Raw genomic sequence first — 16800 nt, forward strand, 5'->3', positions numbered from 1 at the left:
GGTCGCAGTAGGCTTCGGCGCGAGAGCCGGAGCCCCGACCCTGGGGACAAACCTGCCGAGGAGCGCCCCACATGAGCCTGACCCTGAGGACGATCAGCCGAGAGCAGCATCTGGCGTACATCCAGAGCCTGCCGGCGGCCAGCCACATGCAGGTCCCGGCATGGGCCGACGTCAAGTCGGAGTGGCGCTCGGAGAGCCTCGGCTGGTTCGACACCACGGGTCAGCTCGTCGGCGCCGGTCTCGTCCTCTACCGTCAGCTGCCCAAGATCAAGCGCTATCTCGCCTATCTCCCCGAGGGCCCGGTCATCAACTGGTACGCGCCCAACCTGGAGGACTGGCTGCGTCCGATGCTCGCGCATCTGAAGCAGCAGGGCGCGTTCTCCGTGAAGATGGGCCCGCCGGTCATCATCCGCCGCTGGGATGCCAACGCGATCAAGTCCGGCATCCAGAGCCCCGACGTCAAGCGGCTGCGCGATGTGGAGGCCACCTTCATCGAGCCGCGCGCCTTCGAGGTCGCCGAGCGGCTGCGGCGCATGGGCTGGCAGCAGGGCGAGGACGGCGGGGCCGGCTTCGGTGATGTCCAGCCGCGGTACGTCTTCCAGGTGCCGCTGGAGAACCGCTCCCTGGAAGATGTCCACAAGAGCTTCAACCAGCTGTGGCGCCGCAACATCAAGAAGGCCGAGAAGGCCGGTGTCGAGGTCGTCCAGGGCGGCTACGAGCATCTGCCCGAGTGGCAGCGGCTCTACGAGATCACCGCGGAGCGCGACCACTTCCGGCCCCGCCCGCTCAGCTACTTCCAGCGCATGTGGACGGCCCTCAACACCGAGGACCCCAACCGGATGCGGCTGTACTTCGCGATGCACGAGAACGAGGCCGTGGCCGCCGCGACGATGCTGATCGTCGGCGGCCATGTCTGGTACTCCTACGGCGCCTCCGCCAACCACAAACGCGAGGTCCGGCCCTCGAACGCGATGCAGTGGCGGATGCTCCGCGACGCCTACGCGCTGGGCGCGACCGTCTACGACCTGCGCGGCATCAGCGACTCCCTCGATGAGACAGATCATCTCTTCGGTCTGATCCAGTTCAAGGTGGGCACCGGCGGGCAGGCTGCCGAATACCTCGGCGAGTGGGACTTCCCGCTCAACAAGCTCCTGCACAAGGCGCTCGACATCTACATGTCGCGCCGCTGACCTCGATTCGCTGTTTCCCATAACTCCAATACACCGCGGCTACGAGAAAGGTTCCGGGACCGGTCAATGGCGCTCACCCTCTACGTCGACACCGCGCGCTGGCGGGCGCACCAGCAGATGGTGATCCAGCAGTTCCCAGGGATAGTCCCGGTCTGCAAAGGCAACGGCTACGGCTTCGGCCATGAGCGGCTGGCCGAGGAAGCGGCCCGCATCGGCAGCGACATCCTCGCCGTCGGGACCACGTACGAGGCCGCCCGGATGAAGGACTTCTTCAGCGGTGACCTGCTCGTGCTCACCCCCTTCCGCCGCGGCGAGGAGCCGGTGCCGCTGCCCGACCGGGTGATCCGCTCGGTCTCGTCGGTCGACGGCGTCTACGGCCTGGTGAACGCGCGTGTGGTCATCGAGGTCATGAGCAGCATGAAGCGGCACGGCATCACCGAGCAGGACCTGCCCAAGCTGCACGCCGCGATAGAGAACGTCCGGCTGGAAGGCTTCGCCATCCACCTCCCGCTCGACCGCACCGACGGCCTGGACGCGGTCGAGGAGGTCATCGGCTGGATGGACCGGCTGCGGGCGGCCCGGCTGCCGCTGCACACCATGTTCGTCAGCCACCTCAAGGCCGAGGAACTGGCCCGGCTACAGCAGCAGTTCCCGCAGACCCGCTTCCGGGCGCGCATCGGCACCCGGCTGTGGCTGGGCGACCACGATTCGACGGAGTACCGGGGCTCGGTGCTCGACGTCACCCGCGTCGCGAAGGGCGACCGCTTCGGCTACCGCCAGCAGAAGGCCGCCTCCGACGGCTATCTGGTCGTCGTGGCCGGCGGCACCTCCCACGGCGTCGGGCTGGAGGCGCCCAAGGCGCTGCACGGGATGATGCCCCGCGCCAAGGGGGTCGCCCGCGCCGGTCTCGCGACCGTCAACCGCAACCTCTCGCCGTTCGTATGGGCGGGCAAGCAGCGGTGGTTCGCCGAGCCGCCGCATATGCAGGTGTCCATCCTGTTCGTGCCCACCGAGGTCCCGGCGCCCCAGGTGGGGGACGAACTGGTGGCACATCTGCGGCACACCACGACGCAGTTCGACCGGCTGCTCGACCGCTGAGTCCGTACCACCGGGAGGAGCTCCCGTCCGGAGCTCACTCCCGGTGGACGCCCCAGTCCACCAGCGCCGCGCCCTCGTACCGGGAAGCGCGCCGCGCCTCCCCCAGCACGAACGCGTCCGGGGCCCGGTCCAGCACGCCTCCCCCTGGGTCGTCGGAACCGTCCTGGCGCACCGGGTCCCGCTCCGGCACCAGCGCGTCCCGGACGATCAGGGCGCACAGATAGAGCGTCCCCAGCAGATGCACGGCGATCGCCAGCTGATAGCCCTCGGCGGGCAGCCCCCGGTGCTGATCGCCGCTGCCCGTGTACGCGAGGTACATCCAGATCCCGAGGAAGTACATGACCTCGCACGCCTGCCAGACCAGGAAGTCCCGCCAGCGCGGTCGGGCCAGGGCCGCCAGCGGGATCAGCCACAGCACGTACTGCGGTGAGTACACCTTGTTGGTGAGCACGAACGCCGCGACGATCAGGAAGCTCAGCTGGGCCAGGCGCGGACGGCGCGGGGCGCACAGGGCGAGCGCCGCCACTCCGACGCAGGCCAGGACCATCAGGACGGTCCCGTAGGTGTTGACGTCCTCCAGGGGGTTCCCGGTGCGCTGCGAGATGATCAGCCACAGGGAGCCGAAGTCGACGGGGCGCTCCTGGCTGAAGGTGTAGAAGGTCTTCCACCCGTCGCGGATGTGCAGACCGCCCTGCGTGGAGACCATCACCGGGAGGTTCACCACGAGCCAGGCGGCCAAGGCGCCGCCCGCCGCCGTCCAGAAGGCCCGCAGCCGTCCCGCGCGGAGGCAGAGCAACAGCAGCGGGCCGAGCAGCAGCCCGGGGTAGAGCTTCGCGGCGGTCGCGAGCCCCAGCAGCACACCGGCGGCCAATGGGCGGCTGCGGGACCACATGAGCAGGGCGGCGGCCGTAAGGGCGACGGCGAACAGGTCCCAGTTGATGGTGGCCGTGAGCGCGAAGGCGGGGGCCAGGGCGACCAGCAGCGCGTCCCAGGGGCGGCGGCGGTGCGTACGGGCCACACAGACCGCGATCACCGCGGTGCAGACCATCAGCATGCCCGCGTTGACCAGCCAGTAGATCTGCTCGCGGTCCTGGATGGAGCCGCCGTGCGGGGTCATCCAGGAGGCGACCTCCATGAAGAGGCCGGTGAGGACCGGGTACTCCAGGTACTGCATCCCGCCCGAGACGCTGTCCGGTATGCGGTCGAAGTACGGGACGAGGTCGATGGCGAAGCCGCGGCCGTTGTAGAGGTGCGGTATGTCGGAGTAGCAGGCGTGGGTGTACTGGGCGGTGGCGCCGTAGAACCAGCCGCCGTCGTAGCACGGCAGCTTCTGCGCCATGCCGAGCGCGAACATGCCGATGGCGACGATCGCCACGATCCGCACCGGGGTCCACCAGCCCGTGCCGAGCAGGGCCCGGCGCCCGGCCGGCCCACCGATCAGCTCGCTGCCGGCCGCGGCCACCGGGTCCTCGGAGGTCGGCCTGACGGGCTGGGCCTGTGGGTCCTCGCGCACGCTCATGGCCTCCATCCTGCCGTACGAGCCTCACGGGAGGAGTCAGGACCGCCCCAGCGGCCGCTGAGCGCGCCGCGGACGCCTGGGTGGGCTCCCCGGGCGGGGAGTGGTGTGCGAGAGGCGCAGAGGGCCGTCCAGGGCCTGGAACGGCGTCGGCCGCGCCGGAGCGGTATTCGCTCCGGCGCGGCCGGCGAGTGGTGAACGGGTCGTACGGGGCTGCGGGCTAGTCCTTCTTGCGGCCCGATGGGCCGCCGAATATGCCACCGGAACCGCCGGGCGGCTCCGTGGTCGGCGACGAGGTCGGATCGCCCGGACCGCCGTTCCCGCCTCCGTTCTGGCCGCCGTTGCCGTTGCCGCCGTTGTCCTGGCAGTCGAGGTCCAGCGGGTCACAGGTGTCCGTCGGGCTGGGGCTGTCGGACGGCGACTCCGAGGGCGATTCCGACGGGGATTCCGAGGGGGACTCCGACGGGCTCTCCGACGGCTTGTCCGTCGTCGGGGTCGGGCTCGGGCTCGCGCCGTCGCCGAAGACCTTCTCGCCGAGCGGAGTGGCCGCGGGGAAGTTCTTGACCGGCACGCCCTCCAGGGCACCGCGCATGTAGTCGGCCCAGATCTGCGCCGGGAACGACGCACCGTGGATGGTCTCCTGACCGCCCACGCCGCGCATGGACAGGAACTTCTGGCTCTTGGCCTTGTCGTCCACCCGCCACATGCCGATCGCGGTGGACAGCTGCGGGGTGTAGCCGGAGAACCAGGCCGACTTGTTCTCGTCGGTGGTTCCGGTCTTGCCCGCGGCCGGACGGCCGATCTTCGCCGAGGTGCCGGTGCCGTGCTGGACCACGTTCTCCAGGACGTCGGTGACGTTGTTCGCCACGTTCGAGTCGAACGCCCGCTTGAGCTCGGCGTCCTGCTTGTGGTCGTAGACGGGGCCGTTCTTGTCCTCGACCCGCTCCACCGAGTACGGATCGGCCTGCTGGCCGCTGGCCGCGAAGGTGGCGTACGCCCCGGCGAGCCGGATGGCGCTGGGCGCGGAGGTGCCGAGCGAGAACGTCGGGGTGATCGAGGCCAGTTGCTCCTTGCTGAGGCCGGCCGCCAGGGCCGCGTCCCGCACCTTGTCGGTGCCGACGTCCATGCCGAGCTGGATGAACGGGGTGTTCACCGAGAACTGCATGGCGGTGCGCAGGTTGATCGGGCCCTTGTCCTCGTCACCGTCGTTCCTCTGGTGCCACTCCTTGCCGTCCTTGTCGTGCCAGACACTGCCGTCGTAGTCCCGCAGGGTCACCTTGTTGTCGCCGTTGTAGACACTGTTCGGCGCGACCAGGGTCCGCTCGGAGTCGGGTTGCTCCCGTGGGCCCTTCGGATCACGGGCGCCATTGGTCATCGCGGCGGCCAGCACGAAGGGCTTGAAGGTCGAGCCCACCTGGACACCGGTGTAGTCGGCGTTGTTGCGGTAGTGCTCCAGCGCGTTCTTGCCGCCGTAGATGGCCACGATCTTGCCCGTCTTGGGCTCCACCGAGGCGCCACCGAACTGGACGTACTTGTCCTCGACGCGCTGTTTCGGCTTGATGCTCTCCTTGGAGACCTTCTCGACCGCCCGGGTCAGCTCGCTGATCTTCTTCCGGTCGAAGGTGGTGTGGATCTGATAGCCGCCCTTGTCCAGCTGGGACTTGCTGATGTTGGAGTTGGCGATGATGTAGTTGTCGGCGAGGTCCGTGAGGTAGCCGATCTGGCCCTGCTTGTTGGTGGCCACCTTGGGGTCCTGCGGCATCGGGAACCCCTTGCCGATCCACTCCTGGGCCTCGGTCCCGGGCATCCTGCGCACCGCGACCTCACGCTTGAGGATCCACTCCCAGCGGCTCTTGGCCCGCTTGGTGTTGGCCTCCTTGGTGGCCGCGGCGCCGTAGCCACCGTTGGGGTCGTAGAGGTTCGGGCCATTGAGCGTCGAGGCCAGGAAGGCGCTCTGGCTCGGCGTCAGGTCCTCGCAGTCCCGGTCGTAGTACGCGCGGGCCGCCGCCTGGCAGCCATAGGCCCCGCGTCCGTAGTACGCGGTGTTGAGATACCCCGCGAGGATGTCGTCCTTGTCCACCTGAATTCCGACCTTGACGGAGATGAACAGTTCCTTGACCTTACGGGTGACGGTCTGCGACTGATCCAGGTAGGTGTTCTTCACGAACTGCTGGGTGATGGTCGAACCACTCTGGGTCGCCCCACCCTTCGCCATGTTGACGACCGCGCGGGCGATACCCATCGGGTCGACGCCGTTGTCGTCGTAGAAGCTGGCGTTCTCCGCGGAGATCACCGCGTTCTGCATGGACTTGGGGATCTTGCTGAGAGGGACGATCTGGCGGTTGAGGTCACCACCGCCGGAGACCACCATCTGCTTGCCGTCGCCCCAGTAGTAGACGTTCTTCTGGGTCTGGGACGCGGCCTGGGCGGTCGGCACCTCCACCAGCAACAGTCCTATGCCGACGGCGCCGAGAAGTACCGCGAAGAAGAAGATGAAGGTGCCCGTCACCAGCTTCCAGGACGGAACCCAGCGCCGGAAACCCGACCTGCCCCCGCGCGGGTAGTCGATGAAGCGCTTCTTACCGGGGTCCCCATCGCCCCCCGAGCCACGTCGGCCACCACCACCTCCCCTGCGGCCGCCACCGCCATGGCCAGGGCCTGGATCGGATACTCGTCTACGGCCACCGCCCCGTTGGGCGGCACGCCGGGCCGCCGCCCGGCCGCCGTAAGGACGCTCTTCCCCCTGCGGGGCGGCGCCGGAGCCGGCTGCGGCGTTGTGCGTCGGTGCTGCGCGGCGGCCGGACGGCTGCTGTCCGGCTCGCCGGGCCGCTGCTCGTCCGCCGCCTTGGGGCTGTGGCGGCTTGCGACGGTGCTCGCTCATGGAACGACTTCTCCTCGGGCAGGCGCTATCGCCTGAAAGCGGCAGATGGCTTCCGGTCCCCCCAGTGTGCGATCCGGCTGCACCAGGCAACCGGACGCACTGCATCCGGGACGAGGACGCATCGCGGCGTCACATGGTTCCCATAGGTCTGCATGGCGAACAGAGTACGCACGGTCAAAACCCGCCCAGCCGTCACCTTCACTCCATAACCGTCAGATTGAGTGCCACGAATTGATGATGTGACGGCGTTCACCGTGGTCCCTCTTGTCCCGCAAGGAGCACAGTTCTATCGTCTGGATGTATCGAGTCGATACATCAGCTCGACATAGCGGGTCCAAGAGAGAGGGGAGGCGGGGGATGAGCAGACGTTCCGGCGTGCTGGAGTTCGCCGTCCTCGGCCTGCTGCGCGAGTCCCCGATGCACGGATACGAGCTGCGGAAGCGGCTCAACACGTCACTCGGCGTCTTCCGTGCCTTCAGCTACGGCAGCCTCTATCCCTGCCTCAAGACGCTGGTCGGCAACGGCTGGTTGATCGAGGAGTCCGGCAGCGTCTCCCAGGACGCTCCCGCGACGCCGCTCTCCGGCCGCCGGGCGAAGATCGTCTACCGGCTCACGGCCGCGGGGAAGGACCGGTTCGAGGAGCTGCTCTCCCACACCGGGCCGGACGCCTGGGAGGACGAGCACTTCGGCGTCCGCTTCGCCTTCTTCGGCCAGACGTCACGAGACGTCCGGATGCGGGTGCTGGAAGGGCGGCGCAGCCGCCTGGAGGAGCGCCTGGACAAGATGCGCGCCGCCATGGCCCGCACCCGTGAGCGGCTGGACGACTACACCCTCGAGCTACAGCGGCATGGGATGGAGTCGGTCGAGCGTGAAGTGCGCTGGCTGAACGAGCTGATCGAGAGTGAGCGGGCCGGGCGCCACCAGCGCGGCGGCGCCGCCGGGCAGGACCGGACGACCGAGCGGGACGAGGACCGGCCGCCACAGCAGGACCAGTCAGGAGATACGGACGGCCCGCCCCGGCACCGGGGTGGTTCCCTGCCGGATCCGTCCGATGACACCGCCAAATGAGGCCCGGCATCCGCTCGGCCTCGTCCAGTACACACAGGGAGCAACCGGAATGGGTTCGGTTCGTGTAGCCATCGTCGGTGTGGGTAACTGCGCCGCCTCGCTGGTGCAGGGCGTCGAGTACTACAAGGACGCCGACCCGGACATCCGCGTGCCGGGTCTGATGCACGTGCAGTTCGGCGACTACCACGTGAAGGACGTGGAGTTCGTGGCCGCCTTCGACGTGGACGCGAAGAAGGTCGGTCTGGACCTCGCCGACGCCATCGGCGCCAGCGAGAACAACACCATCAAGATCTGCGACGTGCCGACGACCGGTGTCACGGTCCAGCGCGGCCACACGCTCGACGGACTCGGCAAGTACTACCGCCAGACCATCGAGGAGTCCGACGAGGCCCCGGTCGACGTCGTGCAGGTCCTCAAGGACAAGCAGATCGACGTTCTGGTCTGCTACCTCCCGGTCGGCTCCGAGGACGCAGCCAAGTACTACGCCCAGTGCGCCATCGACGCGAAGGTCGCCTTCGTCAACGCGCTCCCGGTCTTCATCGCCGGCACCAAGGAGTGGGCGGACAAGTTCACCGAGGCCGGTGTGCCGATCGTCGGTGACGACATCAAGTCCCAGGTCGGCGCGACCATCACGCACCGCGTGATGGCCAAGCTGTTCGAGGACCGGGGCGTCGTCCTCGACCGCACCATGCAGCTGAACGTCGGCGGCAACATGGACTTCAAGAACATGCTCGAGCGCGAGCGCCTGGAGTCCAAGAAGATCTCCAAGACCCAGGCCGTCACCTCGCAGATCCCCGACCGCGACCTGGGCGCCGACAACGTCCACATCGGCCCGTCGGACTACGTGGCCTGGCTGGACGACCGCAAGTGGGCGTACGTCCGCCTGGAGGGCCGTGCGTTCGGCGATGTCCCGCTGAACCTGGAGTACAAGCTCGAGGTGTGGGACTCCCCGAACTCCGCGGGTGTCATCATCGACGCGCTGCGCGCCGCGAAGATCGCCAAGGACCGCGGTATCGGCGGCCCGATCCTCTCCGCCTCCTCCTACTTCATGAAGTCCCCGCCGGTGCAGTACTTCGACAACGAGGCGCGGGAGAACGTGGAGAAGTTCATCAAGGGCGAGGTCGAGCGCTGAAGCGCCATGCGCTGATTCCCGCCGCATGATCACGGGCCTTCGGGTAATACACCCGGAGGCCCGTGCGGTGTGTGAGGCTGACACCATGCCTGTTGTGCGTGATCTCCGCGTACTGCTGCAACTGCGGGACTTCCGCCGCCTTCTGGCCATCCGTCTGCTGTCCCAGTCGGCCGACGGCGTCTACCAGGTCGCGCTCGCCACCTATGTGGTCTTCTCCCCGGAGAAGGAGACCTCCGCCGCGGCCATCGCCTCCGCCATGGCCGTCCTGCTGCTCCCCTACTCCCTGCTCGGCCCCTTCGCCGGTGTGCTGCTGGACCGCTGGCGCCGGCGGCAGGTGCTGCTCTACGGCAATCTGCTGCGCTCGGGGCTGGCCGCCGGAACCGCCGTGCTGGTCCTCGGCCAGGTGCCGGAATGGCTCTTCTATGTCTCGGCCCTGTCGGTGACGGCCGTCAACCGCTTTGTCCTGGCCGGGCTTTCGGCGGCCCTGCCGCGGGTCGTCGACAGCCAGGAGCGTCTGGTCATGGCCAACTCGCTCTCGCCGACCGCCGGAACGCTCGCCGCCACGGCCGGGGGCAGCCTCGCCTTCATCGTCCGGCTGTCGGGCCCGGGCGGCACCTCATCGGACGCGCTGGTCGTCCTGGTGGGCGCCGCGCTCTATCTCATCGCCGGGCTCACGGCCCTGCTGATGACACCGGGCCTGCTGGGGCCCGACCCCGCCTCCCTTCAGCCCCGTCTCTCCGCGGCCCTGATGAGCACCGCGCGGGGCCTGGTCGCGGGTGTACGCCATTTGCTGGAACGCCGGGACCCCACCGTGGCGCTGATCGCGATGACGCTGATGCGCTTCTGCTACGGCGCGCTCACGGTGACGGTGCTGATGCTCTGCCGCTACGCATGGGCCGATACCGAGTCCGAGGGGCTCGCGCTTCTGGGGCTGGCCGTCGGCGTCTCAGGGGCCGGCTTCTTCGCGGCGGCGGTGATCACGCCATGGGCGGTGGCCCGGCTGCGGGCCCGTACCTCCCCCCGGCCGGATGGCCGGCTCTCCTGGGTGATGGTGTGCGCGGGGAGCGCGGCCTTTCTGGAGCCGGGTCTCGGGCTGCCCTTCGAGCCCGCTCCCATGCTTGTCGCCGCGTTCGTCCTCGGGCTTGTCACCCAGGGCGCGAAGATCGCCACCGACACCGTGGTGCAGTCCGGCATCGCCGATGAGTTCCGCGGCCGGATCTTCTCCCTCTATGACGTGCTGTTCAACGTCGCCTTCGTGGGAGCCGCCGCGGTCGCCGCGGTGATACTGCCGCCGGACGGCACATCCGCCGCGCTGCTGATCGGTGTGGCGCTGCTCTACGCGGCCACCGCGCTCCTGGTCATGTTTCACGTGAAACATGACCAGGAGAACGCCAAGCGGGTCGACGTTTCACGTGAAACCTGAGGGGCTCAGCCCTCCGACTGGGCTTCCCACCACTCCTGGAGCGCGGCGATCGCGTCATCCCGCTCCATCGGGCCGTGCTCCAGCCGCAGCTCCAGCAGATGCTTGTACGCCTTGCCGACGTTCGGACCCGGGGGGATACCGAGAATCTTCATGATCTCGTTCCCGTCCAGATCCGGCCGGATGGCGTCCAGCTCCTCCTGCTCCTCCAGCCGGGCGATGCGCTCCTCCAGGCCGTCGTACGCCCGCGAGAGCGCCATCGCCTTCCGCCGGTTACGGGTGGTGCAGTCCGAGCGGGTCAGCTTGTGCAGCCGCTCCAGCAGCGGCCCGGCGTCACGGACATAGCGGCGGACCGCGGAGTCGGTCCATTCCCCCGTGCCATAGCCATGGAAGCGAAGATGCAGCTCGACCAGGCGTGAGACTTCCTTGATCAGCTCATTGGAGTATTTGAGCTTCGTCATCCGGTACTTGGTCATCTTGGCCCCCACCACCTCGTGGTGGTGGAAGGAGACCCGTCCGTCCTTCTCGAAGCGGCGCGTCTTGGGCTTGCCGATGTCATGCAGCAGCGCGGCCAGCCGCAGCACCAGATCGGGCCCCTCGGTCTCCAGATCGATGGCCTGGTCCAGCACCGTCAGCGAATGCTCGTACACATCCTTGTGGCGATGGTGCTCATCACGCTCCAGGCGCAGCGCCGGAAGCTCCGGCAGTACGCGGTCGGCGAGCCCGGTCTCCACCAGCAGCCGCAGCCCCTCGCGGGGGTGGGCGGCCAGAATGAGCTTGTTGAGCTCATCACGCACCCGCTCCGCCGAGACGATGTCGATACGGTCGGCCATCGACGTCATCGCGGCGACCACCTCGGGCGCCACCTCGAAGTCCAGCTGGGCGGCGAAGCGCGCGGCACGCATCATCCGCAGCGGATCGTCGGAGAAGGACTCCTCAGGCGTCCCGGGGGTGCGCAGCACCCGGGCTGCGAGATCCTCCAGACCGTGGTGCGGGTCGATGAACTCCTTCTGCGGGAGCGCCACCGCCATCGCGTTGACCGTGAAGTCCCGACGGACCAGGTCGTCCTCGATGGAGTCGCCGTACGACACCTCGGGTTTCCGAGATGTCCGATCGTAGGCTTCTGACCGATAAGTCGTGATTTCAATCTGGAAGCTCTGATCCGATCCGCTTCCTGGGGACATGCCCTTACGGCAGCCCACCGTGCCGAAGGCGATGCCGACGTCCCAGACGGCATCCGCCCAGGGCCGTACGATCTTCAGTACCTCGTCCGGCCGGGCATCCGTGGTGAAATCCAGATCGTTACCAAGCCGGCCGAGCAGCGCGTCCCGTACCGAGCCGCCGACCAGAGCCAGGCGGAAACCCGCCTGCTGGAAACGGCGGGCAAGATCGTCGGCAACGGGAGATACCCGCAGGAGTTCGCCCACGGCGCGGCGCTGGACCTGGCTGAGCGCGTTGGTCGGCTGCGGGGTTCGGCTGTCATTGTTGGCGTTCGGCACAACAGAACAGGGTACGTGGCCGTGCGCCCCGGAGACTCCACACCCGATGCGTACCACCACTGCGTAACGATCTTGTGGAGCCGTCCACAGCACTTCGTCACAGCGGGCATCGTTACCATTTCGTGGACGCACAATGCGACGACCACTGACGACCTACTGACGACGAGGGACGGGCGAGCGCGTGGCCGATGCGGCAGACCTCCGGGGGACAACTTCCGCTCGCGCCCGACGATGGTTGCGGCGCACGGCGGCCCTGCTGGCCGCGGCGCCGATGATTGCGGGCCTGACACAGATTCCGGCGGCACCGGCCGCCCACGCCGAGAGCAAGGCCACCGGTTCGCGGTCGGTGGACGTCTCCATTACTTCACTGACCCCCACCGCACCGAAGAAGAGCGACACCCTCACCGTCAGCGGCACCGTCACCAACGACACCAAGGGCACCGTCTCGGGCGCCCGGGTGGGCCTGCGCGTCGGTCCGACCATGAACGGCCGCAACGCGATCGACACCGCCGCCCACCGCACCGGCTACTCCGAGGGCCTCGACGGCACCGAGATCGGCGGCAAATACGCCAAGAAGATCGGCAAGCTGTCGGCCGGCGCCAGCCGTGACTTCTCCCTGTCCATACCGATGGATCAGCTGCACCTGGGGGAGAACGGCGTCTATCAGCTCGGCGTCTCGCTCACCGGTGGCACCTCCAGTCAGCCGTGGCCGCAGGTGCTGGGCATCGAGCGGACCTTCCTGCCCTGGCAGTCGGGCCCGTCCACGAAGAAGTCCCAGCTCACCTATCTGTGGCCGCTGATCTCCGCCGTCCATGTGACCGCCCGCACGGACAACGACGAGGACCGCACCCCGATCTTCCGGGACGACCGTCTCGCCGAGGAGCTCGCTCCGGGCGGCCGGTTGCAGCAGATGGTCACGCTGGGGAAGAACCTCCCCATCACCTGGGTGATCGACCCCGACCTGCTCGCCACGGTCGACGCGATGACGAAGAAGTACGAGGTCCAGAACCCTTCGGGCAACGGGACCAGGGCGGGCAGCGGCCAGACGGTCGCCAAGCAGTGGCTCGACGCCCTCCAGAAGGCCGTGGACGGCAAGCAGGTGGTCGCGCTGCCGTTCGCCGACCCCGACCTCGCCTCGCTCGCCCACCGCGGTAAGAACGTCACCGGCGCCCTCAGCCACCTCCAGGGCGCCACCGAGCTCGCCTCGACGACCGTGGAGACCATCCTCGGGGTGCGGCCGCGCACGGACTTCGCCTGGCCGGTGGACGGCGCGGTCGACTCCTCGATCGTGGACGTCGCCACCTCCGCGGGCGCGCACAACGTCATCGCCCGCAGCGACAGCCTGCGCGAGACCGGCGGGCTCTCCTACACCCCCACCGCGGCCCGCCAGATCGGCGGTGGCAATACTGCGGTGGTCGCCGACGCGCGGCTGTCGACGGCCTTCACCGGCGACATGTCCAAGGCGGAGAACTCCACGCTCGCCATCCAGCGGTTCCTGGCCCAGAGCCAGATGGTCAACCTCCAGGCGCCGGACAAGCAGCGCAGCATCGTGGTCGCCCCCCAGCGGACGCCCACCACCAGCCAGGCGCAGGCGATGGCGGCGGCCCTGGAGGGCCTCTCCGGGCAGTGGACACAGCCGCTGGGCCTGGGGCAGGCCGCCAAGGCGAAGCCGGACCCGAACGCCACCCAGCGGGTTCCCAGCGCCCGCTCCTACCCCCGGTCGCTGCGGGCGCGGGAGCTGCCCACCGACGCGTTCAACAAGATCCAGGAGACCCAGAAGACCCTGGACAACTTCGAGCCGATCCTCACCGCCAAGTACCGGGTGGTCACCCCCTTCGGGAACGCGATCAGGCGCGAGATGTCCACCTCGTGGCGGAGCGAGGCGCGGAACGCGGCCGGCTTCCGTCACGACGTGCAGACCTATCTGTCCGGACTCACCAAGAAGGTGCGCCTGGTCCCGAAGACGGACATGACCCTCTCCGGGCGGAGCGCGACCGTCCCGGTCACCGTGCAGAACAACCTGGTGCAGAGCGTCGAGCTACGGCTCGTCCTCCGCTCCCAGCAGGGCAACCGGCTGGCGGTCAGCGAGCCCCAGCTGGTCAATGTCGAGGGTGGCCACAGCCAGTCCGTGAAGTTCGGGACCACGGCCAACGCCAACGGCCCGGTGTGGGTCTCGGCCCAGCTCTACACCCCGGACGGACAGCCTTACGGCCGCGAGATGCTGTTCGAGGTGAATGTCACCGAAATCACGTCCACCGTGATTCTCGTGATCGCGGGCGGTGTGCTGCTGCTGGTCCTCGCCGGTGTCCGGATCTACGTCCAGCGCAAGCGCGCGGCCGCGAAGAGCGGTGAGGATGGCGGAGACGGGGAAGACGCCGAGAAGGCGCACGGGCAGGATGAGGACGACAGCGAGGCGCCGCGGACCGACCGGTGTGACCCCGCACACGCCCTCGTGCCCGAGCAGCCGAGTGACCCGGCGCCGGACACCGGATCGCAAAGCGCTGGCCCATCCGGCTCGGGTGAGAAAGTGGACCATTGAGCAATGCCGGGGCCGGTCGGCCGCAGTGGACGATGAGGTGGGGTAGCGATGAACGCGCCGTATGACGGTGATGGCCGAGTGCCACCACCGCCGCAGCCTTCCCCTCATGGCTCCCACGACCCTTACGGACAGGAACCGCACCAGCGGGATCCGTATCTGGGCGATTCCCACCAGGCTCCCCAGGCCGATCCGCGTCAGTCGTACGGCCAGCAGTACTACGCACCGGATCCGTATCTGGACGACGCGTACGCGACGGGCAGCTTCACGCCCTACCCGTATCCGACGCAGGACCGCTACGCCCACGATCCGCTGACGGATCCGATCTACGACCGGCACGCCCCGCAGCAGGGCGGCTACCAGCAGCAGCACTACCCGCAGCCCCCCACACCGCAGGGCCCCGACCCGCGCGCATGGGCCCCCGAGGCCGCGGCCGGCCCCCAGGGCACGGCACAGCAGCCGTACACCGCCGATCAGCCGGGCCAGGGCTATCCGGGGCCCGGCGACGGCTACGGCACGGCGCAGCAGCCGCAGCGGGACGCCTTCGCGCATCTCTACCGCGATCAGCAGCCCTATGAGCCCCGGCCCGCCCAGGGCCAGGGCTATCCGCAGGGCGCGGAGAACCACCCGCACGGGCAGGCTCCCGCGCAGGGGCAGGCACCGGTCCCCGGGCCGGCGAGATCCGAGTCCGCCAACGCGACGGCCGCCGCTCCCACGGTGGCCGCTCCTGTGGTGACCGCCCCCGCGGCGGAGCCGAAGAAGCCCTCAGGGGGCAAGGGCCGCGCGTCCAGCGTGCTCCAGTCCAGCGCGCTGATGGCCGCGGGCACCCTGGTCTCCCGGCTCACCGGCTTCGTCCGGCAGATGGTGGTCCTCGCGGGGCTGGGCGCCGCCACCCTCGGCTCCACCTACGCCCTCGCCTACACGCTGCCGACCATGGTGTACATCCTCACCATCGGCGGCGGTCTGAACTCGGTCTTCGTCCCGCAGCTCGTGCGCGCGATGAAGGAGGACGACGACGGCGGCGAGGCGTTCGCCAACCGGCTGCTCACGCTGGTGATGGTGGTGCTCGGCCTCCTGGTCGCGGTGACCGTGGTCGCCGCGCCGCTGCTGATCCGCGCGATGTCGCCGACCATCGCGGACAACCCCGCCGACAACGAGGTCGCGGTCACCTTCGCCCGCTACTGCCTGCCCACCATCTTCTTCATGGGCATTCACGTGGTGGTCGGCCAAATCCTCAATGCCCGGGGCCGGTTCGGGGCGATGATGTGGACCCCGGTCCTGAACAACATCGTCATAATCTTCACCTTCGGGCTGTTCATCTGGGTGTTCGGCACCGCCGGCAGCTCCAAGATGGACACCACGACCATCACCGCCGAAGGCATCCGGCTGCTGGGCATGGGCACCCTGCTGGGGCTCGTCGTCCAGTCCCTGGCGATGTTCCCGTATCTGCGCGCCACCGGCTTCCGCTTCCGGCCGCGCTTCGACTGGCGCGGCCACGGCCTCGGCAAGGCCGCCAGGCTGGCCAAGTGGACAGTGCTGTTCGTCCTCGCCAACCAGGCGGGCGTGCTGGTCGTGACCCAGCTCTCCACCGCGGCCGGTTCCGAGGCCGAGAACCAGAACGCGCCGGGCATGAGCTTCGTCGGCTACTCCAGCGCCCAGCTCATCTGGGGCATGCCACAAGCCATCATCACCGTCTCCGTCATGGCCTCGCTGCTGCCCAGGATCTCCCGGGCGGCCCACGACGGCGACTCCGGAGCGGTCCGCGACGACATCTCACAGGGCCTGCGCACCTCCGCCGTCGCCATCGTCCCGCTCGCCTTCGGCTTCATCGCCCTGGGCATCCCCATGTGCACGCTGCTGTTCGGCGCCTCCGGCACCGACGCGGCCGTCTCCATGGGCTACATCCTCATGGCGTTCAGCCTCGGTCTGATCCCCTTCTCCGTGCAGTACGTCGTCCTCCGTGGCTTCTACGCCTACGAGGACACCCGCACCCCCTTCTACAACACGGTGATCATCGCCGCGGTCAACGCCGCCGGCTCCGCACTCGCCTATGTCGTGCTCCCCGCCCGCTGGGCCGTCGCCGGTATGGCGGCCGCCTACGGCCTGGCCTACGCCACCGGCGTGGGCGTGGCCTGGAAGCGGCTGCGCAAGCGGCTGGGCGGCGATCTGGACGGCCCCCGCGTCGTACGCACCTACACCCGTCTCGTCGGCGCCAGCGTCCCCGCCGCCCTCCTGGGCGGCGGCGCGGCCTACGCCATCATGCAGACCCTCGGAATGGGCGTCGTCGGCTCCGTAGCGGCTTTGCTGGGCGGCGGTCTCGTTCTTATCGCGGTCTTCTACATTGCTGCGAAACGGATGCGCGTTGAGGAGCTGACGGCCATGGTCGGTATGGTGCGCGGACGACTCGGACGCTGATCATTGAGCACAACCATCGTCCGCCACCGTGTGTCGTGCATAGCG

The 16800-nt window shown here is 68.7% G+C and carries 10 protein-coding genes; 7 read left to right on the forward strand and 3 right to left on the reverse strand.

Annotated elements, in window-relative coordinates; genetic code table 11:
* The first annotated feature begins 71 nt into the window (after positions 1–71).
* Positions 72–1190, forward strand: coding sequence for a lipid II:glycine glycyltransferase FemX (locus AB0E24_RS12630; RefSeq protein WP_069861193.1), 1119 nt, complete (start codon positions 72–74; stop codon positions 1188–1190).
* Positions 1191–1256: 66 nt separating this feature from the next.
* Positions 1257–2288, forward strand: coding sequence for an alanine racemase (locus AB0E24_RS12635; protein WP_069861195.1), 1032 nt, complete (start codon positions 1257–1259; stop codon positions 2286–2288).
* A gap of 34 nt (positions 2289–2322) precedes the next feature.
* Here AB0E24_RS12635 and AB0E24_RS12640 read toward each other — a convergent pair whose 3' ends face one another.
* Together AB0E24_RS12640 and AB0E24_RS12645 are read right to left on the reverse strand one after the other, a co-directional pair.
* Positions 2323–3807, reverse strand: coding sequence for a glycosyltransferase family 87 protein (locus AB0E24_RS12640; protein ID WP_069861436.1), 1485 nt, complete (start codon positions 3805–3807; stop codon positions 2323–2325).
* Between the two features lie 217 nt (positions 3808–4024).
* On the reverse strand, positions 4025–6685 hold the full coding sequence (locus tag AB0E24_RS12645; protein ID WP_079258273.1) for a transglycosylase domain-containing protein: 2661 nt from the start codon (positions 6683–6685) through the stop codon (positions 4025–4027).
* 357 nt (positions 6686–7042) lie between these two features.
* Between AB0E24_RS12645 and AB0E24_RS12650 the strand changes: the two genes are divergently transcribed.
* The 3 genes from AB0E24_RS12650 to AB0E24_RS12660 all read left to right on the forward strand — a co-directional run bounded on the left by AB0E24_RS12650 (position 7043) and on the right by AB0E24_RS12660 (position 10308).
* A complete protein-coding gene (locus AB0E24_RS12650) occupies positions 7043–7753 on the forward strand; it encodes a PadR family transcriptional regulator (RefSeq protein WP_069861199.1) in 711 nt (236 codons plus the stop codon).
* Positions 7754–7802: 49 nt separating this feature from the next.
* Entirely contained in the window at positions 7803–8885 is a 1083-nt protein-coding gene (locus AB0E24_RS12655; RefSeq protein WP_093701340.1) for an inositol-3-phosphate synthase, read from the forward strand.
* A gap of 85 nt (positions 8886–8970) precedes the next feature.
* Positions 8971–10308, forward strand: a complete 1338-nt coding sequence (locus AB0E24_RS12660) for an MFS transporter (protein WP_359376570.1) — start codon at positions 8971–8973, stop codon at positions 10306–10308.
* Positions 10309–10313: 5 nt separating this feature from the next.
* Here AB0E24_RS12660 and AB0E24_RS12665 read toward each other — a convergent pair whose 3' ends face one another.
* Complete coding sequence (locus AB0E24_RS12665) at positions 10314–11804, reverse strand: CCA tRNA nucleotidyltransferase (protein WP_102935185.1); 1491 nt, start codon at positions 11802–11804, stop codon at positions 10314–10316.
* Positions 11805–11985: 181 nt separating this feature from the next.
* Here AB0E24_RS12665 and AB0E24_RS12670 point away from each other — a divergent pair, with 181 nt between their 5' ends.
* Both AB0E24_RS12670 and murJ read left to right on the forward strand, forming a co-directional pair.
* Positions 11986–14343: a DUF6049 family protein gene (locus AB0E24_RS12670; protein ID WP_102935186.1), complete on the forward strand. Its 2358-nt coding sequence runs from the start codon at positions 11986–11988 to the stop codon at positions 14341–14343.
* A gap of 48 nt (positions 14344–14391) precedes the next feature.
* Positions 14392–16755 (forward strand): murein biosynthesis integral membrane protein MurJ, encoded by a 2364-nt coding sequence (murJ, locus tag AB0E24_RS12675; RefSeq protein WP_079258275.1) that lies wholly within the window; start codon positions 14392–14394, stop codon positions 16753–16755.
* Positions 16756–16800 lie beyond the last annotated feature (45 nt).

This window comes from Streptomyces malaysiensis subsp. malaysiensis (assembly GCF_040653035.1).
In the GTDB taxonomy this organism is placed as follows: domain Bacteria; phylum Actinomycetota; class Actinomycetes; order Streptomycetales; family Streptomycetaceae; genus Streptomyces; species Streptomyces malaysiensis.

Bases quoted from the DNA above. Each gene is read 5' to 3' on its own strand.
- AB0E24_RS12630 (WP_069861193.1), top strand. From the start codon at position 72: ATGAGCCTGACCCTGAGGACGATCAGCCGAGAGCAGCATCTGGCGTAC.
- AB0E24_RS12635 (WP_069861195.1), top strand. From the start codon at position 1,257: ATGGCGCTCACCCTCTACGTCGACACCGCGCGCTGGCGGGCGCACCAG.
- AB0E24_RS12640 (WP_069861436.1), bottom strand. From the start codon at position 3,807: ATGAGCGTGCGCGAGGACCCACAGGCCCAGCCCGTCAGGCCGACCTCC.
- AB0E24_RS12645 (WP_079258273.1), bottom strand. From the start codon at position 6,685: ATGAGCGAGCACCGTCGCAAGCCGCCACAGCCCCAAGGCGGCGGACGA.
- AB0E24_RS12650 (WP_069861199.1), top strand. From the start codon at position 7,043: ATGAGCAGACGTTCCGGCGTGCTGGAGTTCGCCGTCCTCGGCCTGCTG.
- AB0E24_RS12655 (WP_093701340.1), top strand. From the start codon at position 7,803: ATGGGTTCGGTTCGTGTAGCCATCGTCGGTGTGGGTAACTGCGCCGCC.
- AB0E24_RS12660 (WP_359376570.1), top strand. From the start codon at position 8,971: ATGCCTGTTGTGCGTGATCTCCGCGTACTGCTGCAACTGCGGGACTTC.
- murJ (WP_079258275.1), top strand. From the start codon at position 14,392: ATGAACGCGCCGTATGACGGTGATGGCCGAGTGCCACCACCGCCGCAG.